Below are 22,131 nucleotides of genomic sequence, written 5' to 3'. Positions count from 1 at the left end.
CACGAACAGCTATCGCTCCGGCGAGCGTACGGTAGGTGGTGATTCACTGTGAAGTTCCTCGTCGCAACCGACGGTTCCGAAGAGAGCGACCGCGCGCTCGACTACGCCATCGACATCGCTGACGGGCTGGGAGCCACGCTGAGCGTGGTCCATGCCGTCGAGCCGGACGTCTACTCCGAGGGCGGCGACGGCCCCATCACGAGCCTGAGCGACGTCGACCGCGCACTCGTCGTCGAGGCGGTCGCCGACGCCGAAGACCGCGGCCAGCGAGTCCTCGACGAGGCGGCAGACCGGGTGGCCGCCGCGGGCGTCGCCGTCAAGCGCGAACTGCTCTACGGCGACCCGCTCGCCGTCCTTCCGGACTTCATCGACGCGAGCGACTTCGACGGCGTCTTCGTCGGCCACCGCGGCTACTCGAAACGCTACGAAGGCCTGCTCGGCAGCGTCGCGAAGGGTCTCGTCGAGCACTCCTCGGTTCCGGTGACGGTCGTCCGCTGACGGTCGTTCACTCGTCGGCCACCGAGTGCTCAGTCGAGATGTTCTGCGAACCACTCGGCTGCGTGCTCGGCGACGGCTTCGAGCGTCCCGCGCTCCTCGAACAGATGGCCCGCACCCGGGACGACCTCCAGTTCTTTCGTACAGGTGAGTTTCGTGAAGGCTGCCTCGTTGAGCGCGAGCACCTGCTCGTCGCGCTCACCCACCAGGAAGAGCGTCGGTGCGGTCACGTCCGGCAGCTGCTCGCTCGCGAGGTCGACGCGGCCGCCGCGGGAGACGATGGCCCCGACTTGGTCGCCCAGGGCGGCGGCCGCCCGCAACGCCGACGCCGCGCCGGTCGAGGAGCCGAAGTACCCGACCGTCAGGTCCGCCGTCTCGTCGCCCTCAGCGACCCACGCGGTCACGTCGACGAGCCGCTGGGTCAGGAGGTCGATGTCGAAGCGCGTCTCGTAATTCTCGTCCTCTTCTTCGGTCAGCAGGTCGAACAGGAGCGTCCCGAGGCCGTGGCGGCGCGCGACCTCCGCGACGAAGTTGTTGCGCGGGCTGTGGCGGCTGCTGCCGCTGCCGTGGCTGAAGACGACGATGCCTGGCGCGCCTTCTGGGACCGAGAGCGCGCCTTCGAGAGTCACGTCGTCGAGCGCGATGTCGACGATCATGCCGAGGTGGTTGTCTCTGTCTGTGGAGTCTGTGGCCATTCCTAGAGAGACGTCGAGCGGGAGTATGGGGTTTTGTGCTGTGGGAGACGAACGATGTCGGTTCTGCGGGGAGTGGGCCACGTGAACTGAGAGAAGACAGAGAATTCGTCGGCGACGTGCTGAACTCGGGACGCGGGTTGGTCATGCCAAGGGTGAGCTCGGATGGCTATCTTAGCCCGATTTCCTCGCGGCGTCTGTACAGATACACTACACCTGCCGGGATCGTGAGTAGTTGCACGGCCGAAAAGACAAACGAACCCAAGTGCAGTATGGCAACGGCACCCCACAGCATTCGGTTCGGTATCCACTCGGTGTCGCTCTGACGGATTGCTCTCACATCGAGATAGAGGCACAGCGAGTACAGTGGCGCGAGAAGGCTTCCAAGTAGGACTGTCGCTGCTACCGTGAGTGTGGAGAACAGGAATACCAGGCCAGTCTCTGGACTGGAGGGCACCAGGCTTGGGGGCGAGCCGGCCTGTGGTTCGCTAACTAAGTGAAGAATACCGTACGACGCCCACACGACTCCTAAAATTGCGATAAAGAACGCGACGCCATACCACCATCGTGAACTGGAGGAGGTACTGACTGATTTCCTTGACATGGGATCTATGAAACCGTGACTGTGTTAGGTTATGTGAATAGTAGGGTGAAATAACTGTTCGTCAGCGGTGACTATACCCGCTGTCTGGTGCACAACTCTCCTGACACTGTTTAGTAACGTTCGATGGTCGTGCTGAATCAGGGGCGCGTCTGTTCCGTTTCTTCCTGCGGGGCTGCTTTACCCAGAATCCCGGTTCGCTCTCGTTTTCAGTCCAGAGTAGACGGCACTGAACATCACCAGCAGTGCGACGCCGGCAAGCCAGAGACTGAGTGGAGTAGAGTTCCCAGTCGTGTACTCATACAGATGAAAGCTAGCAAGGATCAGCATACTCAGGCCAATCAAGAGTTTCCCAGTGCTGTCATCCATAATCAGTTTTCAAGCGGGTCTCTACTAACCGTTGTGTTGACATGGAAGTTCGAGGTGGTTAGGCAGAGAACTCCTCGAAAGTCCCGCCCGAACAGTAGCCACGTCCTCCCCAGCCGATTCGCTCACTCGCATCCGCTCGTTCGCTCATCCCTCGCGTGCGTGTCTCGCGGCCGTCGCCGCGAAGCCACGCGCCACGACTGACTGATCAATCCACAGAGTGAGAGTGAAAGGCAGGGGCGTTCGAGGAGTCAAAGAACGCCCTCAGAATTCGCGTGAAGTCGAGAAAGTAGAAGCGACCGACGAAAGTTCAGGGCGCGTAGTAGTACTCGCCCTGTTTCTTCTGCTGGCGGTCAAGCTGCGAGTCGGGCTTGTTGATGCGCGGGCGTCCCGTCCGCTCGTCGCGGCGGAAGGTGATGTCGAGGTCCGCGAGGAAGTCGTTCATACCCGCGCGCATCTCCTGGGGCTGGGAGGCGTGGCCGTGTTCGGCGGGTTCGCCGTCGAAGACCATCAGCCGGTCGGCGAGCAGGTCGATCATGTAGATGTCGTGGTCGATGACCATGACCGTCGCGTCGTGGTTCTCGGCGTAGCGGCGGATGGCGGTCGTCGCCTGCACCCGCTGTTCGACGTCGAGGTGGGCCGACGGCTCGTCGAGCAGGTAGAGGTCGGCGTCCTTCGAGAGACAGGCCGCGATGGCGACGCGCTGGCGTTCCCCGCCGGAGAGGTCCGTCAGCTGCTGCTCCATGATGCGGTTGAGCTGGAGCGGCTGGGCGACTTCGGTGTTCCAGTACGAGGAGCCGAAGTCGTCGGTAATGGAGGAGAGGAACGTGTCGACGCGCATCGGCTGGTCGATCTCGATATACTGCGGCTTGTAGGAGATGTCCAGCCGGAAGTCGAGGTCGCCCTCGTCGGGTGCCACCGAGCCGGTGAACATCTGTGCGAGCGTCGACTTCCCGATGCCGTTCGGGCCGACGATGCCGAGCACTTCGCTCTGGCGGATGGTACCGCCCTCGACTTCGAGGGAGAACTCGCCCTCGCCGTAGGACTGCTTCAGGTCGGGATATTCGACGAGTACGTCGCGCGCCGTCGTCTCCCGGGGCGCGTGTTCCTCGAACGTGATGGCGTTCGGGCGAATCCGCATGTTCTCGTTCGTCAGATAGCCCTTGAGATACTCGTTGATGCCGTTGCGGACCGACTTGGGGTCCGTGACGACACCGAACGCCCCCGGCTCACCGTAGGCGACGTGGAGCGAATCGGCGAGCAGGTCGAGGATGGCCAGGTCGTGCTCGACGACGAGCATCGAGCGGTCGGCCTCGTCGTCCTCGGCGAGTTCCTGAATCAGGCGTGCGGCCTTGACGCGCTGGCCGATGTCGAGGTAGGGCGTGATCTCGTCGAGGAAGTAGAAGTCGGCGTCGCGGGCGAGCGTGGCCGCGAGTGCGACGCGCTGGAGTTCCCCGCCGGAGATGGAGTCGATGTCCTGGTCCATCACCGGGCGGATGGAGAGTTCGTCGACGAGATAGTCGAGTTCGCCGCGCTCGTCGGTGCGTTCGAGCAGGTCGCGCGTCTTGCCGTCGAACTGCTTCGGAATCTGGTCGACGTACTGCGGCTTCTTCGCCACCGCCATGTCGCCCTCCGTCAGCCGCTTGATGTAGTTCTGGAGTTCCGTGCCCCGATACCGGTCGAGGACGGCGTCCCAGTTCGGCTCCTGTGAGTAGTCGCCGAGGTTGGGGACGATCTCCTCTGCGAGCGCGCGGACGGCCGTCGACTTCCCGATGCCGTTCGGGCCGAGGATGCCGGTCACCTTGCCGGGTTCAGGGACGGGAAGTCCGTAGAGCGAGAAGGCGTTCTCGCCGTAGCGGTGGACGGGGTCCTCGGTCAGCTCGGAGGGGAGGTTGATGATCTCGATGGCGTCGAAGGGACATTTCTCGACGCAGATACCGCAGGTCTCGCCGAGACAGATCTCCTCGGAGATCCGCACTTGGTCCGGGTCGCCCTCTTCGGTGTCCTCGCCGCGGACGGTGATGCACTCCTTGCCCGTCCGGTTCGGGGGGCAGAAGTTCGAACACTCGTAGTTACAGCGGTCGGGGGAACACCGGTCGAGGTCGACGACGGCGATGCTGTCGTCGGCCATCGTTAGAACGTGACCCCTGCGGTCAGCATGATGCCGTAGGAGATGAACCAGAACGTGAAGGTCATGAAGGCGACGTAGAGGTAGTCCTTCGCGCCGAAGTCTTCGACGTCGATACCGACGACCCGCAAGAGCGGGAGCTGTGCCAGGATCGATACCCCGAGGAAGGCGAGCGAGAGCGTCTCGCTCGCGGCCTCGGGCGTCGTCCCGACGACGTAGGCGGAGGCGAGGGCCGCGATGACGCCTGCGAGACAGGCGAGCGTCGTGACCGTCACGCCCCGCATGTGGTCGGAGAAGCCGGTTGTCGTTTCCGTAGCCATGCCCCACAGTCCGATAGCGAGAATGAAAAGGTGTTCGCTTGCGCCGCACGAACGGTTCCCTCCGTCGAGAGCGACCCGGTCGCGCGTCAGGCTATCCACTACGCTGATAAGACTCGGGCACCAAGGGTGTTCACAGGTGTGCACGTTTGCCCGGCCTGAATAGCGTCTAGTTTACCGGTTAGAGCTCCTGTGCTCGTCGGTGGCGGCAGGTACCGGGGATGCAAGCCATCAACCTTTATGCCGCTGGCGCGTTTCGAATCGTAGTGATGGCTGGAACTGCAGAGGAGAACCTGGACGACCTTCCACCGAGTGCGAAACTCGTGTTCAAAGTCCTCGAATACAACGGGGCACTGACGCAGAAGGGCATCGTCGAAGAGTCGATGCTCTCGGCACGAACGGTCCGGTACGCACTCGAACGACTGGAAGGTATCGGGATGGTCGACGAAGACGTCTACTTCGCCGACGCCCGACAGAACCTCTATCAACTCAACAAACCCAAGGCAAAGGCTGACGGCGGCGAAGAAGTGCAGTGCGCCGAGTAGGCAGACGCTTCGGGTTCTGACGGCAAGTACCGTTTTCGGCTTCGGTGTTCGCCCGACGGCGTGACGTGGCTGGCGCGACGTTCGGTCGAACCCTGAAAAATAGTTAACTCCCACAACCCCCTTCTTTCCGACCATGCCCCCGACCATGACAGCGAGTGCCACACCGACAGGGCCACGGTTCGGACCGGTCGGACTCATCTGTCGGGCGGACCATCCGACGTTCGGTCCGGTCGCCGACCGACTGGAGACACTCGGCTACGACGTCGAGTTCTTCCAGCCGGGTGTCGACCTCTTTCCCGCGGAGATCGACGGCCTCTCTCTCCTCCTCAACACAGCCGTCGACCCCGCGTCGTTCCGCGCACTCCGGTACGCCGACCGCACCGGCGTGCCGACGTGGAACGGCACGGTCGCACACTTCCTCGCTGCCCGCCTCGTCGGCGTCACCGCGCTCGAAGCCGCCGGCTTCGACGTGCCCGCCGTCTCGTCCGAGCCGCCCGACGGGCCGTCCGTCGCGAAGGAACTGTTCGACTGGCACGGTGGGTCTCCCCCCACGGGCGGCGGCGAGAGCGACGTCTATCAGGAACTGGTCGCCGCCGACCCCTTCGACTTCACGTACTACGCCGTCGACGACGGCCTCACCACCCACGTCAGTTGCGTGCTCTCGCGGTCAGAACTCCACGGCGAGAGGGAGATCATCGGTCCCGTGACGCCCGACCCGGCGGTCGTCGCGAGACTCCGCCGCCTGCTGCATCTCGTCGACGCCCGCGCACTCGGCGTCGACGTCGTCATCTCGGAGGGGAGAAACTACGCCGTCGACGTCACCCCCGCGACGAGCTTCGAGGGTGCCGACATGGTCGACGTCGTCGTCGACTCCGTCGTCGACTGTCTCCAGACGGCCCCGCCGCGGCTCCACGTGGAGATCTGACGGTCAGCTCGTCGCACTCGACTCCTCGGGGGTCGTCTCCGATTCGCCTTCGGTCGGTTCGTCGTCGGTTTCGGCGGCTTCGGCGGTCGAGGTCGCGTCGGCCGACTCGTCCGCTGTCTCGTCGGTCGCCGTCCCCTCATCCACCGCTTCCTCCTCGGTCGGCACCAGTTCACCGCCGCGCATCTTCGTCGCGTCGATCCACCCCTGCGCGCGCTCCTCGGAGACGCCCGTCGCCTCGACGACTTTGGCGACGCTCGACCGGCGGAGCCCCTCGAAGGTCGTGATGCCCGCGTCGGTGAGCCGTCCGTGGTACGTCGGCCCGATGCCGTCGATGACTTCGAGGTTCTCCGGTTCGTCGACGTGGTGGCGCGCCTTCGCCCCCGCTTCGGCGTCCGCGGCCGTTTCCAGCAACTGGGCTTCGAGGTCGGCGACGGTCGCTTCCAGTTCCTCGATGCGTGTCTGTTGCTCCGCGTCCGAGACGTAGACGAACTCACTCGCCCCGTTCTCCGTCTCCCGCTGTGTCAGCACGTCGTCCGGCAGGACGAACCGAACCTCGTCGTGTGGGACGAACCCGATGACGTGTTTGCGCTTTTTGTCTTCTGTCAGGACGAGGCCCGCGTCGACGGCCTTGTAGTTCCCACAGTCGAGCGTCATCCCGTCTTCGAGCACTACTTTCATGATGAATCTCCGTCGCGGTGTGGATGGCGGAGACCACAGCCTCGCCGTCCACACGAGTGACTATAGACCTACGCGCCGCGCAGACATAACCAGTGACGCTTCGTTCTCCCGTGGGAGACTCTCGGCCTGCCGAGAGGGACAGTTAAGACCGTCTCGTCACGTAGAGACGCCGATGGACACGCTCGCCTCGCGAGTCATCGAACGCTGTGAGGAGATCCCCGACGACCCTGCGCCCGGCAGCTACGTCGTCGTCGACGTCATCTTCTTCTCGACGACGGTGGTCGAGCTGTTCGAGAACGGCGCGGCCTCGTTGCACGTCGTCAGCGAGAAGCCCGAGACGCTGGAACACAAAGCCGACAACCCCGACGTCGTCGCCGGCGGCGACCGAACCGAGGACTTCCAGCCCGTCGGCGACTACGACTTCTTCAACTCGCCGAGCTTCGTGCAGGACCTCGACCTCACGGACCGGCCGGTCTACATGACCTCGACCAACGGCGGCCGTGCGGTCAACCGACTGCTCGCCGCCGACTCCGACGATGTGGAGGTCTACATCGGGTCGACGACGAACGCCCGCGCGCTCGCCACCCATCTCCGCGGCCGCGACGACGACAGGCCGACGTACGTCGTCAGCGCGGGCACCAGCGGCGACGTCGCCACCGAGGACCACGTCGGCGCGACACTCGTCGGCCGACATCTCGACGGCCATCCGCCGACCGAGGTGGAGTTAGAAATCTTCCGCCAGCATCTACCGACGGCGAAGGGCGACGACTATCTCCACACCGCTCACCCGACGCGACAGGCGGACCTCCTGGACTACATCACCGCCTTCGACGAGCGGACGGCGGTGCCAAAGCTCGAAGACGGCAGGTTCGTGGACGTCGCAAACGCGGAGAACTGAGCGTCGAAGGAGGGGTTAAACCGGGTTACGCCGCGACGACGGTGATCTGCTTCTTGCGGTCGATGGCGTCCTCGAGTTCGTCGGCGATGGCACTGCCGCGGGAGACCTGGATGTCCCCGCCGCGGCCGACCGTCGCCGTGAAGAGATACTCGCCGTCGGCGCGGACCTCGACCGTCTCGCCGACGTGCTCGTCCATCCGGATGACGACGTGCCGAGAGGTGATCTCGGGCGTCACGATGTCGCCCTCGCTGACCTGCCCGCTGTGCGAGGAGCTTCCGGCACTCGACGCGCTCGACGCGCTCGACGCGCTGTCGCCCATCTTCGGGTTCTCCTCGTGGGTTCGGACGTCGATGTCGATACCGAGCCGACCTTCGATGTCGTTGATGCGGCCGCCGCCCTTGCCGATGACGTAGGAGATGTCGTCCTCCTCGACGTAGACGACCGCCTTGTTCTGTCCCTGGAGTTCGACGTCGACGTGCCCGCGGGCGATAGAGCGGATCTCGCGCTCGATCTCCTGGCGGGCGATGCGGCCGACGCTGGACTCCTCTTTGCCGCCCTCTTCGTCGTCGAGCGGGACGGTGACGACCTGTCGGTTGAAGGTGTAGATCTCGTAGGCGGGCTTCTTCGTCTCGAAGTCCCGGACCTGGATGACCGGACGGGCGAGGTCCTCGGCGGTCATGCCCGCGGGCACCTTGACCTCCGTCGTCACGTCGTAGACCGTGTGAACCTCACCGGCCTCGATGTAGACGACGGTGTCGACGACCTGCGGAATCATGCCGAGTTCGACCCGGCCGACGAGCCGCTGGAGGGCGTCGATGGCGCGGGTCGCGTGGACGACACCGACCATGCCGACGCCAGCGAGCCGCATGTCGGCGAAGACGCTGAAGTCGTTGGTCTTGCGCACCTCGTCGTAGATGGTGTAGTCGGGGCGCACCAAGAGCAGCGAGTCGGCCGTCTTCTCCATCTGGCCGCCGAGAGCAGTATATTGAGTAATCTCGGGACCGACCTGCAGGTCGCGCGGCTTCTCCATCGTCTTGACCGCGTAGTCGTTGTCGTTGAGGAACTCCGCGACGGCCTGCGCGAAGGTGGACTTCCCGGCACCCGGCGCGCCGGAGATGAGGACGCCGCGCTGGCGTTCTGCCAGGCGCGATTTGAGTTCGTCGGCGAACTCGTAGTCGTCCATGTCCGTCTTGGCGATGGGGCGAACTGCCGTGATTTCCAGCGCGTCCGCAAAGGGCGGGCGGGCGACGGCGATCCGGTAGTCGTGGAACTGGACGATGGTCATGCCCGGCTCCTGCAGCTCGACGAAGCCCTCGGGGCTGGCGCGGGCACTCTCCTCGATGTCGTGTGCCCACTCTTTCAGGTCCGCCTCGGTCGAGACCTCATCGCGGATGGTCTCGTAGTGCATCTCGGCCAGCGCGCCGCGTTTGGCCTTCGGCTTCGTGCCGACCTTGAGATGGACGCTCATCGTCTGGTCGTCGAAGAACTCCTCGATAGCCAGATGCTCTTTGCCGCGGCCTCTCGGCTCGACGTACTCGACGGCGAGCCCCTTGGCCTTCGCCACCTCGGCCTGCACGCCGTCGCTCGTCAGGAGCGTGGCGTCGTGGTCGTCGGCGAGGTCGCGGATGAGCGCGTCGACGTCGCCCTCGTGGGCCGCGTCGCGCTCGTCGCCACGCGCCCGGCGGCCGATATACTCGACCGTGATCGTCCCGTCGTCGGCGAAGTTCGTCAGCCGCTGGAGCTCTTCGAGCCCCTCCCAGCCGCTGTCGCGGCCGTCGTTGGCCTGCGATTCGAGTTCGCCGACGACCGCCTCGGGGACCAAGACCGTTAACTCCTCGTAGGTTCCCGACTCGATCCGCTCGGACACACGGCCATCGATGACCGCGCTCGTGTCCGGCACTATCTTCATGTCTGCCGGGTAGGGTCGGCGCGTTGATAAGGGTGTTTAACAGGACTCGTCGGCACCGACGTCACTCGGTCACGGCGACAGCGTCGCCGGTGAGAAACTCGAAGTGCGCGCCGCCGCCGGACGCTGGCGCGACGGACGCCTGCCAGCCGTGGCCCTCGCTGACCGCCAGGACGATCTTCAGGCCGAGACCGGTGGCACTCTCGCCCGTTTCGAGGTAGGCGTCGAGCGGGATCCGGTCGGCGACGCCCGGCAGCCCCGCGCCGTCGTCGCTGACGGTGAAGCCCGTCGTGGTCTCGGAGGGGGCGACGGTGACGTGGCTGTCGCCGTCGCCGTGCTCGACCGAGTCGCCGGACTGCGTCCGGCTGCTCGTGGAGCCATGCTCTACGCTGTTCCGAAAGAGGTTCTCGAACAGCTGTTGGAGCCGGACCCGGTCGGCCGCAACGGTCCCGAGATCCTCGTCGACGGTGAGCGTCGCCGTCCCGGTCTCGACGGTGGCCCACGCTGTCCGGGCTGCATCGGCCAGCGACACCGGCTCGCGGCGGCCGATTGCCTTGCCACGCCGCGCCAAGAGCAGGAGACTGTCGATCAGTTCCTCCATCCGTTCGTGGGCACCGGCGACGCGGTCGAGATGGGCCAGGTCGCCCGTCTCCGCTGCGAGGTCGAGATAACCGCGGGCGATTGCGAGCGGATTCCGGAGGTCGTGTGAGAGGACGCTCGCGAGGGCTTCGAGCTGGCGGTTCTTCGCCGACAGCTCCTGCTCACGGAGGCCAGCCGCGGTCAGATCCTCGAAGGCGGCCACGGCGGCGACGACCCGGCCGTCGTCGTAGACGGGTGCGCAGTTGACCCGGAAGGCGACTCGCCGACCGGTCGGGAGCACGAGAGACAGCTCCTGGCCGTCAGTCGCCTTCCCCCCGAGGGCTCGGACGAAGGGGTTGTACGACTCCGACAGCGGTCGGCCGTCGGCGTCTTTCGCGTCCCACTGCTGGTCGAAGACGCTCTCGCCGACGAGCGTGCTGGTCGGCACGCCGAGGAGCTGTTCCGTCCGCTCGTTCACGTCGGTAATCGTCCCTGCTCTGTCGGTGACGACGAGGCTGACCGGACTCGTCTCGAACACGCCGTAGAGCAGGTCTGTGGAGGGCGTCACCTGGTTCTCCCCGTCTCTCCCAGAAATCATACTATCCAGAGGCTGTTCTCGGATATAAACTCTCGCTCGGCAGACAGTCGGGTTCGTTGCCATACCTATCGTTAAGGCCGAGCATCCCCTCGCCCCCGACAATGACCGACGTCGCCGATCTGACCCGCGAACTCGTGGCGATTCCGAGCCACGAAGACGAGACCGCCGCGGGCGACGCCATCGAGGCGTGGCTCCGCCGCGAGACCGACGCCGACGTGACCCGCGACGACGCGGGCAACGTCATCGCTCGAAAGGGCACGGGCGACGTCTCGTTCGCCCTCGTCGGCCACCACGACGTCGTCCCGCCAGCGGACCGGCAGACGGAGGGAGACAGCTACGTGGTCGAGGAACGCGACGGCCGACTCTACGGCAGAGGGACGGCGGACATGAAGGGTTCCGTCGCCGCCGCGATGTGTGCCTTCCGCGACGCCGACCCCGCGTGCGAACTCCTGTTCGTCAGTTTCGTCGGCGAGGAGATCGGCGGCGTGGGTGCCCGCGCAGCCATCGACGACGGCTTCGCCCCGGACTACGCACTCGTCGGCGAGGGGTCGACCAACTACACCGGCGACGACGTGACCGACGTCGTCGTCGCCCACAAGGGTCGCCGCGGTAGCACCATCGTCGCCCACGGCGAGGCGACCCACGCGAGCGTTCCCGAGTCGGGCGTGAACGCCGTCTACCGCGCCTGCGACGCCGTCGACCTCGTCCGCGAGATGGCCTTCCCCGAAGCTGAGGTGCTCGGAAACGAGGTGCAGGGAAGCGTCGCCGTCACGGGAATCGACGGGGGGTCGGCGTGGAACGTCATCCCCGACCGCTGTGAGATAACCGTCGACGAGCGGACCGTCCCCGGGGAGCGCGTCGCGCTGGAGGCCGTCGAGGAGATAGAGGGCGTCGAGTGGACCGTCGACCAGGACCTACCGCCGATGGAGTGCGACGACGAGGCGTTCGCCGACACGGTGCTTGCGGCGGCCCGCGACGCCCAGGCGAACGCCCCCGAGTTGACGACGAAGCCCCACGCGACCGACGCCGGCTGGCTCTCGCAGGCCGGGACGACCTGCGTCGTCGCGGGTGCCTCGGAGCCGGGGGAGGCCCACACCGAGAGTGAGAGCGTCAGTATCGACGTGCTGGAGCGGTGTTACCGCCTCTATCTGAACGCGGCCGAATCGGTCGGTGCCGACTGAGCGGTGTGTGGACAGGAACCCGAATCCGAGGAGGAATACGGGGAGGAGCACGAATACGAGGAGGAACACGAACACCGCCCTGCTGCCCCCGATGTCTCCGAGGACGGGGCATGTCACGGACTATCATTCCCCCGAAGGAAGTCACTTCGGCGAGACAGTCTCCGCGGACGTGACTCACGGTTATGTCCGCTCTCGACGAATCTCTATCCGGGTTTCTCGCTCCCGAGCGGTGGGGTGAGAACGGCGGGTGGGAGCGAAACCCGACAGGAGAGAGACGTATGGTTTCAACCGAAACACGAACGGAAATCGAAGGGATGCTGGGACGGGTTCCCAGTTGGATCGAGGGGCTCTCGGACCCGGCGGCCGACCACAGTTGGGGAATCGTCCGCGACCTCGAACTGAGCGAGACGAGCCTGCAACCCCGGGACAAGGCGTTGATCGGCGTGGGTGTCGCAGCCGCGTTGCAGTGTCAGTACTGCACTCACTTCCACACAGAACAGGCGAAGGTCGATGGTGCCTCCGACGAGCAGATTATGGAGGCTGTCAACCTCGCGAGTACGATTCGATACTTCTCGACCGTGCTACACGGGGCACAGGTGGACTACAACGAGTTCGTCGACGAGACTGCGGGGATCGTCGAACACGTCAAGAGCCAACAGGGTGCGGCGGGCGGGGCTGCCGCGGACGACTGAGCACGCAGCCGTCGGCCGGGACACTGCTACTGCTCCGTCGTCACGTCGACTTCTTTCGACGGCGCGAGACACGGGCGACGGCGAGCGACGCGAGCACCGTCGTCGGTGACGGTCGCGGGGCGCGACGGCCGCGGCATCGTCGAACGAGCCGGGTGGGACACGCGAAAACAGCCTTTTAATTACCTACGAATCGAAGCCCTCTGCGATGGCAACAGAAGCCTCCACCGAGTCGTCGGCCGACGCCTACGACGAACTCCTCGACAAGATTCAACGTATCTCCAACGTCCAGAACGCCGCAGGCGTCCTCGGCTGGGACCAGCAGGTGATGATGCCCGACGAGGGCACCCCCGCCCGTTCCAAGCAGCTCTCCGCGCTCTCTGCGGTCTCACACGACCTCCTCGTCGACGACGAGATCGGCGAACTGCTCGACGAACTGGAAGCCGAGGAGCTGGACGACGAGCAGGCCGCCGTCGTCCGCGAAGTCCGCCGGAGCTACGAGCGTGAGGTTCGCGTCCCGACCGACCTCGTCGAGGAGATCTCGGAGCTCTCCTCGGAGGCGTTGCCCGCGTGGAAGGAGGCGAAGGCCGAGAACGACTTCTCGAAGTTCGCGCCGACGCTCGAACGGCTGGTCGACCTGAAGAAGCAGTACGCCGAACACATCGACCCCGACCGCGACCCGTACGAGGTGCTGTTCGAGGACTTCGAGCCGTGTCTCCCGCTCGACCAGGCCGAAGAGATTCTCGACGAAGTGAAGGCGACGCTCGTGCCGATGATCGAGGAGATCCGCGAGTCGGACGTCGACCTCGCCGTCGACTCGTTCCAGGGCACGTTCCCCGAAGAGCAGCAGGACGAACTGGTCCGCGACGCGCTCGACGTCCTCGGCTATCCGTGGGAACGCGGCCGCCTCGACGTCGCCCCGCATCCGTTCTCGACGGGGACGATGTTCGACGCCCGCGTGACGACCCGCTTCGACGAGTCCGACCCCCTCGGCGCGCTGCTCTCGACGGTCCACGAGTTCGGCCACGCTACCTACACGCTCGGGCTGCCGGACGAGGCCTATGGCACGCCGCTGGGGCAGGCGCGCGACCTGTCGGTCCACGAATCGCAGTCGCGGCTCTGGGAGAACCACGTCGGCCGCTCGCAGGCCTTCTGGGAGCTGTTCCTGCCGACGTTCAAAGAGCAGTTCCCGGAGACAGAGGACGTGTCGGTCCAGCAGGCGTACGAGGCCGCCAACCAGGTCTACGAGGACAACCTCATCCGCGTCGAGGCCGACGAGCTGACCTACCATCTCCACATCGTCATCCGCTTCGAGATCGAGCGCGAACTCATCAGCGGCGACCTCGACGTCGCCGACGTGCCGGAGACGTGGAACGACAAGTACGAGGAGTATCTCGGTATCCGCCCGGAGACCGACAGCGAGGGCTGTCTGCAGGACATCCACTGGAGCCACGGGAGCTTCGGCTACTTCCCGACCTACTCGCTCGGCAGCGTCATGGCCGCCCAGCTCTACGCCGCCGCAGAGGACGACATCGGCGACCTCGACGGCCAGATCCGCGCGGGCGACTTCGACGCGCTCCACGAGTGGCTGACGGAGAACGTCCACCGCCACGGCCAACGCTACGAGACGAACGAGCTGGTCGTGGAGGCGACGGGCGAGGACTTCACCGCCGACTACTTCCTCGACTACGTCACCGAGAAGTACGGCGCGCTCTACGACCTCGACTCGGCGTAAGCCGACGGATCACGAGGGTCACGAACCGTCGCTGCGAACCCCTTTTCTCTTCTCTTCATTTCTCCCCTACGCAACGCTAACCGGGCCGCACACCCGTCGGCCGCCGATATCGTCGACCGTCAGCCGGTAGACGACGGGCCGGACGTCCTCGACGGCCTCGTCGAACAGGCGGACGGGCGCGAACCAGCGGTTGAGCGTCGCGTCGTCGAACTCGTCTCCGTCGACGGCGGCCAGCGGGCCACGGACGACGACACTCCAGGCCGTCTCGTCGTCGCCGCCCGTGAGGACGAAACTCGCCCGTCGTGTCGCGCCGACGAGCCGGGACTTGTCGCTGCCCGGCCGTTCACAGAGCCGCAGATACAGCGTCTCGCCGTCGTAGTAGTGAGCGACCGGAAAGCCGACCGCCTCGTCGCCGTCGACGAGCGAGAGAACGCCCGTGACGTCCGTTCGGAGCCGTCGTGCCAGTTCGTCGTCGTCCATCCCGGTGGTGTAGGTGTACTCGGTGTCGCGCATGGTCGCTCCCCCACTGGACAGAGGCCGTCATCGGTAATGGCTGTCTAGGTCGGCCGAGCCGTCGGGTATCGGCGAATCAGACTGTTCGGCCTGTCGACCCATCAGATTGAAGTAGTGGTATGCCATACCATGTCGTGTATGGCCTCAGCACCGACCGACACGGACGAGCTGTTCGACGAGTTCCTCTCAGACCGCGGTCACGTGACGACACCGCAACGATGGGACCAGTCGTATAACAAGAAACAGTGTCCCGACTGTGGCGGAATCCACGACGACGCCGCCACAGAGTGCTCGGTCTGTGGGTGGCACCCGGAGGCGTAAGGCCGCACGGACGACCGATTTCTGTCGAACGTTCCGGTAGAATTATGTGTGATAATTTCCCAACTTCTACTGGAAGAAATATGCCCGAGTGTGAGAACTGCGGTTCCTTCGTCACGACGGACTACGTCCGCGTCTTCGCCCCCGGCGGGCTCGAGAACCCACGCGTCTGTCCTCGCTGTGAGGACATGATCCGCGACGGTGGGTCGGTCCGCGAGGCACGTTCGACCAGACGCACGTAGTCGCTGTATCGCCCTCCAACCTTCGGTTTTTCTTTCACGTTCTCCCCCCGAGCGCAAGCCATGCTGTTTATCAAGCGGCGGGGCGTGAGCGTGGACAATGAGCGATTCGGACTCCCACATCACCCGGCTGTTCGGTGGCCCGGGGAGCGGGAAAACGACCGCGCTGCTCGACCGCGTCGAGGAGATCCTCGAGGATGACGACACCGACTTCCGCGACATCCTCGTCGTCTCCTACACTCGGGCGGCGGCCGCAGAGATCCGCGAACGGCTGGCCGAACGGCTCGACGTCTCCCCGCGAGCACTCCAGGGCAACGTCTGCACCATGCACGCGAAGGCCTACGAACTGCTCAACCTCTCGCGCGGCGACGTCGTCGGCGAGAAACACAAGAAGGAGTTCTGTGAGGACTTCGGGCTGGAGTTCGAAGACGAGTACGGCGGCGGCCGCCGGACCTCGCGGTCGACGACGCTCGGCAACAAGATCATCGCCACGAGCCAGTGGCTCCAGCGGACCCGCCGCGACGTCGCCGATTGGTACGACGTCCCCTTCCAGTGGGACGTCGAAGAGGTGCGACTCCCCCCCGAGATCGACCCCAACGCCCAGGAGGGCAACAAGTACACGCCGACGTGGCCGAGTTCGGACGAGCGCGTCGACATCCCCGAGGCCATCCGCGGCTGGCGCGCCTACAAGGGCGAGAACGACCTCGTCGGCTTCGCCGACATGCTCGTCCGCGTGAAGCAGCGGTCTCTCTTGCCGAACGTCGACTACCTCGTCATCGACGAGTTCCAGGACATCACCTCCCTGCAGTACGACGTCTACGAGGAGTGGAAGCCCCACATGAAGGGCGTCCTCATCGCCGGCGACGACGACCAGGTCGTCTACGCGTGGCAGGGTGCGGACCCCGCGCTCCTGCTCGAGGCCGAGCGCGACGAGGACGTCGTCCTCCCGAACTCCTACCGACTGCCGTCGAACGTCCTCAACGTCGTCAACCGCGAGATTCGGCACATCACGAAGCGACAGGAGAAGGACCTCAAGCCGCGCAAGGAGGGCGGGACCGTCGAGGGCGTCAACAGCCCGTCGATGCTCGACCTCGTGCGCAACGTCCGCTACACCGTCCAGCAGACCGACGGGAGCATCATGGTCCTGTTCCGGGCACGGTACCAGATGTTCCAGTTCATGGACGAGTTCATCGGCGAGGGCATCCCGTTCAAGACGCTGACCGACCAGCGGATGTGGACCGACCGGCTGACCCAGTACGTCCGCGCCGTCGAGCGGATGGAGCGCGGCGAGAACGTCGACGGGCTGCAGGCCCGACGGCTCGCCGATATGCTGCAGGACTCGGCGTTCGGAACGAACGAGCGCGACGACCTCTACGACCTCATCGACGAATACGAGGAGGAGGCCGACGTCGACGACCTGACCGAGATCGAACTCACCCCCGACGAGATCAAGAACTTCGCGCCGTTCGCGCCGGACAGTGACTCCGCCTCCGACATGGTGCGGAAGGTCACGAGCTTCCAGCGCAAGACGATCAAGGCCTACTTCGCGGGCGACTACAAGAACATGGACCCGAGTCGCGTCCGCCTCGGCACCATCCACTCCGCGAAGGGTCGCGAGGCCGACCACGTCTTCGTCGCCACCGACCTGACCGAGAAGGTCGTCGAGCAGATGGCGGCTACCGTCGAGGACGAGGACGTCGACGGCGTCGAGGAGTTCACGAAGTCCACCAGCCCGGTCCCCATCCTGACCGACAACGAACGCCGTGTCTTCTACGTCGGGATGTCGCGTGCCCGCGAACGGCTCGTCCTGCTGGAGAACCTCGTCGACGGCGCGCCGACGCTCCCCGTCAGCGTCCTGCTGCACAACGAACTCCGCGACACGCCGCTCGACGAGATGCTGGAGGAGGCCCAGGAGCCGGTCGCCCCCGAACCCGAACCCTGAGCGGCCGATGGCTCCCGAACCGGACCCCGACGACGGCGCACGCGTCGACCGGCTGGCCGCCGCGCTCGACGCGGCCGACGCCGACGCGTTCGTCCACGTCGGCGACGCGACGGACGCCGACCTGCGCTATCTGACGCGCCTGTCCGAGACGCCACACGAGTACGGCTTCGTCTACGCCGACGGCGAGGCGACGCTCCTCGCGCCGCCGGAACTCGACACGGACGACGACGCAGCCGCGGCGTTCTCTGGCCGTATCGAGGAGTCGCAGGCGAGCGACCCGATGGGAAGCCGCGTCGTCGACTGCCTCACCGACCGCCTCGACGGACGCGCGGACGACGCCACCGTCCTCGTTCCGCGGCATCTCCCACACGACGCGGCAGTCTACCTCGAACAGGCGGGCTACGGTCTCGAATCGACGCCCGTCGTCGGCGAGGCGCGGGCTGTCAAGTCTGACTGGGAGCGCGACCGGCTCCGAGCCGTCCAACGTGCCGCTGTCCGAGGGATGCAGCGAGCGCGCACGATACTCTCGGCGGCGACCGTCGAGGACGGCGTCCTCCACTGGAAAGACGCCCCGCTGTCGGCCGAACGGCTCCGCCGACAGGTGAACGCGACGCTCGTGGCGGAGGGCGTCGTCGACGTGAGCGGGACGCGGATACGGGTCGCCAACGGGGGCGAGGCCGGCGGACTCCCGGCGAGTGACCCTATCGTGGTGACGGTCGAACCGCGGGGAGCCGACGGCTACTACGGCCTGCTCACCCGGACGGTCGTCGTCGACAGCGACGGCGGCTGGGAACGCCGGGCGCACGTCGGCGTCGAGGCCGCACGCCGGGTCGCGCTGGGCGAACTCGAACCGGGTGCCGCGCTCCGGTGGGTCCACTCCGAGACCGTCGCCGAGGCTGGCTCCTTCGGTCTCGGCGCGCCGGAGGGCGACCGCGTCCACGGGGTCGGCCTGTCGCGGCGGGAGGAGCCGTCGCTGGCCGACGAGGCTGCAGTGGGGACCGTCGTCGCGGTCAAACCGTGTGCCGTCGACGAGAAGGGACGCGTCGCGCTCGCGGATCTCGCGGTCGTCACCGAGGAAGGCTGTGAACTGCTCGTCGACGCGTCGACGTCGCTGTCGCCCTGAGCGGGTCAGTCGTCGTTCGTCTCGCGGGTCTCTTTCTGCTCGTCGTCTTCGTCCGGCATCTTCACCGTCTTGCCGACCGCTTTCTCCGCGAGCTTGCCCGGGATGTCCATCGGGGTCGTCAGCCGTTGCGGGAGAAGAACCATCAAGACGGCGACCACGACGAGGCCGCCGCCGAGGAGATGTTGGCCCTCGATGAGACGGTTGATGCCGAAGATACCGACCGGAATGGCGAAGACGAGCGAAGCCGCCAAGCCGACCATGTCCATGAGACCCATCGTCGCTCGCATGGGCAGGGCTACTCGGCTTCGGGATTTAAGCCCCGCGAGTCGGCCAGCCGACATCGGTCGGCGGAGTCGACACACGTGATGCACACGAATCACTAAGCCGTCGCGTGTTCTCTGGGCGGTATGGTCGTCTTCGGGCTCCCGACTGGGACGGTTCTCGTCTTCGCGCTCATCCTCGTCACGGTGGCCCTCTTCGTCTCCGAACTCTTGCCCCCCGACATCGTCGCTATCGGAATCATCGTCGCGCTCGTCGTGCTCGGTCCGTGGACCGGAATCAGCCCCGAGGAGGGACTCTCGGGCTTCTCGAACGCCGCGACCGTGACGATTCTCGCGATGTACGTGCTCTCACAGGGCATCCAGGAGACCGGTATCGTCCGGCGACTCGGGGTCGAGGTCGCCCGTGTGACGCGGGGCAGCGAGTCGCGGCTGCTCACGGCCGTCGTCGGGCTAACCGGTCCCATCGCGGGCGTCATCAACAACACGCCGGTCGTCGCGGTCTTCATCCCGATGGTGACCGACCTCGCCGACGACGCCGGCATCTCGCCGTCGAAACTCCTCCTGCCGCTCTCGTACGCCTCGATGCTCGGCGGGACGCTGACGCTCATCGGGACGGCGACGAACCTCGTCGCCAGCGACCTGGCCGTCCAACTCGGCCGGGAGAATCCCGGACTCGGCCTGCACGGCTTCTCGATGTTCGAGTTCACCAAACTCGGCGCGGTCGTCCTCGTCGTCGGCGGAATCTATCTCCTCACGGTCGGCCGACTGCTCACCCCGGCGCGGATTCCGCCGGGCGACCGGACGGCCCGCTTCGAGGTCGAACCCTTCCTCGCCCGCGTGCTCGTCACCCAACGGTCGCCGCTCGTCGGGACCGTCGCGAACGACGTCATCGAGGATGCCCACCGCGACCTCGATGTCGACATCCTCGACGTGGTTCGCGGCGACCAACACTTCATCGCGACCGAGGGCGACCGGACCATCGAGGGCCGCGACATCCTCACCGTGCGGGGCAGCCCCGAGACCATCCAGCAGTTCTGCGACCTCGCCGACCTCCGTATCCTGCCGCGGGCGAGCGTGACGGACGCCGAACTCGACAACCCCGAGCGGGCGACGCTCGTCGAACTCGTCGTCCCCTCGCGGTCGTCGCTGGTCGGCGAGACGATCAGCGGCACCCGGTTACGCGAACGGTACGACGCGACGGTACTCGCCGTCCGGCGGGCGGGTGGCGACCTCGTCCGGGAGGGGTTGGGCGGACTCGAACTGGCGGAGGGTGACGCGCTGCTCGTTCAGACGACCGATGAGACCGCCGACTATCTCGGGGAGAACGACGACTTCCTCGTCACGAGCGAGATGGCCGAAGAGCTGCTCCAGCGCGAGCGCGAACGGGGGTTGAGTCCGACGACGGTGCCCGCGCTGGCCATCGTCTTCGGCGTCATCGCACTCGCGGCCGCCGGTCTCGTCCCCATCGTCATCGCGGCACTCGGCGGGGTCGTCGCCATGGTCGCGACGGGCGTGCTCTCGCCGAGCGACGCCTACGACGCGGTCAACTGGAACGTGGTCTTCCTGCTCGCGGGCGTCATCCCGCTGGGTCTCGCGATGCAGGAGACCGGCGGGGCGGCGTTGCTGGCACAGGTCGTCGTCGGCGGCGCGGAGAACCTGCCCGTCCTCGTCGTGCTCGCGCTCTTCTATCTCCTGACGGGGCTGCTCGCGAACGTCATCACGCCCGTCGCGAGCGTCGTTCTCTTACTTCCCATCGCCGTCGACACTGCCGCCCGCATCGACGCCAACGCCTTCGCGTTCGTGCTGGGGGTGACGTTCGCGGCCAGTACGGCGTTCATGACGCCCGTCGGCTACCAGACGAACCTGATGGTCTACGGTCCCGGCGGCTACCGCTTCACCGACTACGTGCGCGTGGGCGCGCCGCTGCAACTCCTCTTGACGGTCGTGACGACGGTCGGCATCTGGTTCTTCTGGGGACTGACGCCGCCCGTATAGGCGGAGAGCCACCACGCAGGGTCGTCGTTGCCGCCCGTCGGCGACGAGGCTCGGCTACTGCACGACGCCGACCGGCAGCTCCTCCTCTTCGACGGTCAGGCCGGTCGTGACGATGAGCCGCAGCCCGCGGCTAACGGACATATCCACCTCGTAGAGCTGGTCGGGCGAGACCAAGACGAGCGCGCCAGCGGTCGGGTTCGGGCTGTGCGGGAGGAAGACCGCGACCGTCTCCGTGCCCGCGGCGGCGTCGACGCTGCGGGGACCGTCGCTGGTGACGAAGCCGATACGGTAGACGCCCTTGCGGGGGTATTCGACGAGGACGACGCTCTCGAAGCGGTCGTCGCGCTTCGTCAGCGACTCGGAGACCTGCCGGACGCCGAAGTAGACCGTCCGGACGACCGGGACGAGACCGACCGCGCGTTCCAGCCCCCCGAAGAGTCGTTGGCCGAGACTCCACGAGGCGATGAAGCCGAGTGTCGTGATGACGAGCGCGATGAGCACGGCCGCCAAGAGTTGGGCGACGATCTCGATGTTGGCCGTGTACGCGGTCAGCTCGGTCGCCTGGACGACCGGATTGAGGATGCCCGTCAGTCGGGTGAAGACGAACTGCAGGACGAACACCGTCACCGCGAGCGGGGTGACGAGCAAGAGACCGGCGATGAAACTGGTGCGGACGCGGGTGAAGAGGCTCATACCGTCGTTGGGGCCGCCGGGTAGAAAACACTGGCCCGTCGCTGGTTCAGAATTGAGAGACACAACGGCTTTGAGCGGCCGACTGCAAGCGGAGGTATGTTCACAGGCATCGTCGAGGAGACCGGCGAGATCGTCGACGTGACCGACACCGACGGCGGCCGTCGCCTCCGACTCCGTACCACGTTCGACGACCTCCACCACGGCCAGTCGATCAGCGTCAGCGGCGTCTGTCTCACCGTCGAGGAGTACGGCGACGACTGGTTCGAAGTGTTTCTCGCGGCGGAGACGGTCGAGAAGACCTATCTCGGCGAGGTCGGCGTCGGCGACGCGGTCAACCTCGAACGCGCGCTCAAGGCCGAGGGGCGGTTCGACGGCCACATCGTGCAGGGCCACGTCGACACGACCGTCGAAGTCAGCGAGATCGAACAGGTCGGCGAGGACTGGTTCTTCGAGTTCTCACTGCCCGAGGCGTACGGCCAGTACGTCGTCGACAAGGGATCGGTGACGCTCGACGGCATCAGTCTGACCGTCGCCGACAAGCGCGAGGACGCGTTCACCGTGGCGATCATCCCGACGACGTACGAGCTGACCGCGCTCTCGGAGAAGGCCGTCGGCGACGCGGTCCATCTGGAAGTCGACGTGGTGGCGAAGTACGTCGAAAGTATGCTCGACGGCTACCGCTGAGCGCGTCTCG

Annotated in this window: 22 protein-coding genes; 13 read left to right on the top strand and 9 right to left on the bottom strand. The window is 66.0% G+C overall.

Annotation, left to right across the window (positions count from 1 at the left end):
- Nucleotides 1-48: 48 nt before the first annotated feature.
- Entirely contained in the window at nt 49-498 is a 450-nt protein-coding gene (locus BLR57_RS02905) for a universal stress protein (RefSeq protein ID WP_089693961.1), read from the top strand.
- Nucleotides 499-527: 29 nt separating this feature from the next.
- Here the strand turns inward: BLR57_RS02905 and BLR57_RS02900 are convergent, their stop codons facing one another.
- The 3 genes from BLR57_RS02900 to BLR57_RS02885 all read right to left on the bottom strand — a co-directional run bounded on the left by BLR57_RS02900 (nt 528) and on the right by BLR57_RS02885 (nt 4,602).
- Nucleotides 528-1,151 (bottom strand): dienelactone hydrolase family protein, encoded by a 624-nt coding sequence (locus BLR57_RS02900; RefSeq protein WP_089693959.1) that lies wholly within the window; start codon nt 1,149-1,151, stop codon nt 528-530.
- A 1,313-nt stretch (nt 1,152-2,464) separates the two neighbouring features.
- Complete coding sequence (locus BLR57_RS02890; protein WP_089693955.1) at nt 2,465-4,285, bottom strand: ribosome biogenesis/translation initiation ATPase RLI; 1,821 nt, start codon at nt 4,283-4,285, stop codon at nt 2,465-2,467.
- A gap of 2 nt (nt 4,286-4,287) precedes the next feature.
- The gene (locus tag BLR57_RS02885) at nt 4,288-4,602 is read right to left on the bottom strand and encodes an EMC6-like membrane protein (RefSeq protein WP_089693953.1); all 315 of its coding nucleotides are present in this window, start codon (nt 4,600-4,602) and stop codon (nt 4,288-4,290) included.
- A 266-nt stretch (nt 4,603-4,868) separates the two neighbouring features.
- Between BLR57_RS02885 and BLR57_RS02880 the strand changes: the two genes are divergently transcribed.
- Entirely contained in the window at nt 4,869-5,144 is a 276-nt protein-coding gene (locus BLR57_RS02880; protein WP_089693951.1) for a MarR family transcriptional regulator, read from the top strand.
- Between the two features lie 133 nt (nt 5,145-5,277).
- Entirely contained in the window at nt 5,278-6,069 is a 792-nt protein-coding gene (locus tag BLR57_RS02875) for a hypothetical protein (RefSeq protein ID WP_089693949.1), read from the top strand.
- Nucleotides 6,070-6,072: 3 nt separating this feature from the next.
- Here the strand turns inward: BLR57_RS02875 and BLR57_RS02870 are convergent, their stop codons facing one another.
- Nucleotides 6,073-6,747 (bottom strand): helix-hairpin-helix domain-containing protein, encoded by a 675-nt coding sequence (locus BLR57_RS02870; protein WP_139173269.1) that lies wholly within the window; start codon nt 6,745-6,747, stop codon nt 6,073-6,075.
- 172 nt (nt 6,748-6,919) lie between these two features.
- Here BLR57_RS02870 and BLR57_RS02865 point away from each other — a divergent pair, with 172 nt between their 5' ends.
- Entirely contained in the window at nt 6,920-7,645 is a 726-nt protein-coding gene (locus BLR57_RS02865; RefSeq protein WP_089693945.1) for a 2-phosphosulfolactate phosphatase, read from the top strand.
- Nucleotides 7,646-7,670: 25 nt separating this feature from the next.
- Here the strand turns inward: BLR57_RS02865 and BLR57_RS02860 are convergent, their stop codons facing one another.
- Complete coding sequence (locus BLR57_RS02860; protein ID WP_089693943.1) at nt 7,671-9,554, bottom strand: PINc/VapC family ATPase; 1,884 nt, start codon at nt 9,552-9,554, stop codon at nt 7,671-7,673.
- Nucleotides 9,555-9,615: 61 nt separating this feature from the next.
- Nucleotides 9,616-10,728, bottom strand: coding sequence for an ATP-binding protein (locus tag BLR57_RS02855; protein ID WP_170830542.1), 1,113 nt, complete (start codon nt 10,726-10,728; stop codon nt 9,616-9,618).
- A 101-nt stretch (nt 10,729-10,829) separates the two neighbouring features.
- Between BLR57_RS02855 and BLR57_RS02850 the strand changes: the two genes are divergently transcribed.
- The 3 genes from BLR57_RS02850 (at nt 10,830) to BLR57_RS02840 (ending at nt 14,333) form a co-directional block, all read left to right on the top strand.
- Nucleotides 10,830-11,909, top strand: coding sequence for a M20 family metallopeptidase (locus BLR57_RS02850; RefSeq protein WP_089693939.1), 1,080 nt, complete (start codon nt 10,830-10,832; stop codon nt 11,907-11,909).
- Between the two features lie 278 nt (nt 11,910-12,187).
- Nucleotides 12,188-12,601, top strand: coding sequence for a carboxymuconolactone decarboxylase family protein (locus tag BLR57_RS02845; RefSeq protein ID WP_089695471.1), 414 nt, complete (start codon nt 12,188-12,190; stop codon nt 12,599-12,601).
- Between the two features lie 205 nt (nt 12,602-12,806).
- Entirely contained in the window at nt 12,807-14,333 is a 1,527-nt protein-coding gene (locus BLR57_RS02840; RefSeq protein WP_089693936.1) for a carboxypeptidase M32, read from the top strand.
- A 66-nt stretch (nt 14,334-14,399) separates the two neighbouring features.
- On the opposite strand, the gene BLR57_RS02835 is transcribed toward BLR57_RS02840, so the two are convergent.
- Nucleotides 14,400-14,846 carry a pyridoxamine 5'-phosphate oxidase family protein gene (locus BLR57_RS02835; protein ID WP_089693934.1) on the bottom strand — a complete coding sequence of 149 codons (447 nt, stop codon included), beginning with the start codon at nt 14,844-14,846 and terminating at the stop codon, nt 14,400-14,402.
- 138 nt (nt 14,847-14,984) lie between these two features.
- Between BLR57_RS02835 and BLR57_RS02830 the strand changes: the two genes are divergently transcribed.
- The 4 genes from BLR57_RS02830 (at nt 14,985) to BLR57_RS02820 (ending at nt 18,468) form a co-directional block, all read left to right on the top strand.
- Nucleotides 14,985-15,167: an HVO_0416 family zinc finger protein gene (locus BLR57_RS02830; protein WP_089693932.1), complete on the top strand. Its 183-nt coding sequence runs from the start codon at nt 14,985-14,987 to the stop codon at nt 15,165-15,167.
- A gap of 80 nt (nt 15,168-15,247) precedes the next feature.
- Nucleotides 15,248-15,406: a DUF7563 family protein gene (locus tag BLR57_RS19210; protein WP_170830541.1), complete on the top strand. Its 159-nt coding sequence runs from the start codon at nt 15,248-15,250 to the stop codon at nt 15,404-15,406.
- 97 nt (nt 15,407-15,503) lie between these two features.
- A complete protein-coding gene (locus tag BLR57_RS02825; RefSeq protein ID WP_089693930.1) occupies nt 15,504-17,345 on the top strand; it encodes a UvrD-helicase domain-containing protein in 1,842 nt (613 codons plus the stop codon).
- A 7-nt stretch (nt 17,346-17,352) separates the two neighbouring features.
- A complete protein-coding gene (locus BLR57_RS02820) occupies nt 17,353-18,468 on the top strand; it encodes a M24 family metallopeptidase (protein WP_089693929.1) in 1,116 nt (371 codons plus the stop codon).
- A 5-nt stretch (nt 18,469-18,473) separates the two neighbouring features.
- Here the strand turns inward: BLR57_RS02820 and BLR57_RS02815 are convergent, their stop codons facing one another.
- The gene (locus BLR57_RS02815) at nt 18,474-18,755 is read right to left on the bottom strand and encodes a DUF7533 family protein (protein WP_170830540.1); all 282 of its coding nucleotides are present in this window, start codon (nt 18,753-18,755) and stop codon (nt 18,474-18,476) included.
- A 120-nt stretch (nt 18,756-18,875) separates the two neighbouring features.
- Here BLR57_RS02815 and BLR57_RS02810 point away from each other — a divergent pair, with 120 nt between their 5' ends.
- On the top strand, nt 18,876-20,744 hold the full coding sequence (locus tag BLR57_RS02810) for an SLC13 family permease (protein ID WP_089693927.1): 1,869 nt from the start codon (nt 18,876-18,878) through the stop codon (nt 20,742-20,744).
- Between the two features lie 54 nt (nt 20,745-20,798).
- Here BLR57_RS02810 and BLR57_RS02805 read toward each other — a convergent pair whose 3' ends face one another.
- The gene (locus BLR57_RS02805; RefSeq protein WP_089693925.1) at nt 20,799-21,437 is read right to left on the bottom strand and encodes a DUF502 domain-containing protein; all 639 of its coding nucleotides are present in this window, start codon (nt 21,435-21,437) and stop codon (nt 20,799-20,801) included.
- Nucleotides 21,438-21,533: 96 nt separating this feature from the next.
- On the opposite strand from BLR57_RS02805, the gene BLR57_RS02800 reads away from it, so the two are divergent.
- The gene (locus BLR57_RS02800; protein ID WP_089693923.1) at nt 21,534-22,121 is read left to right on the top strand and encodes a riboflavin synthase; all 588 of its coding nucleotides are present in this window, start codon (nt 21,534-21,536) and stop codon (nt 22,119-22,121) included.
- Nucleotides 22,122-22,131: the final 10 nt, after the last annotated feature.

It is taken from the genome of Halogranum gelatinilyticum (assembly GCF_900103715.1).
Lineage (GTDB): Archaea > Halobacteriota > Halobacteria > Halobacteriales > Haloferacaceae > Halogranum > Halogranum gelatinilyticum.
The sequence above is the reverse complement of the archived record's forward strand: the minus strand, read 5'-3'. Positions and strand labels throughout refer to the sequence as shown.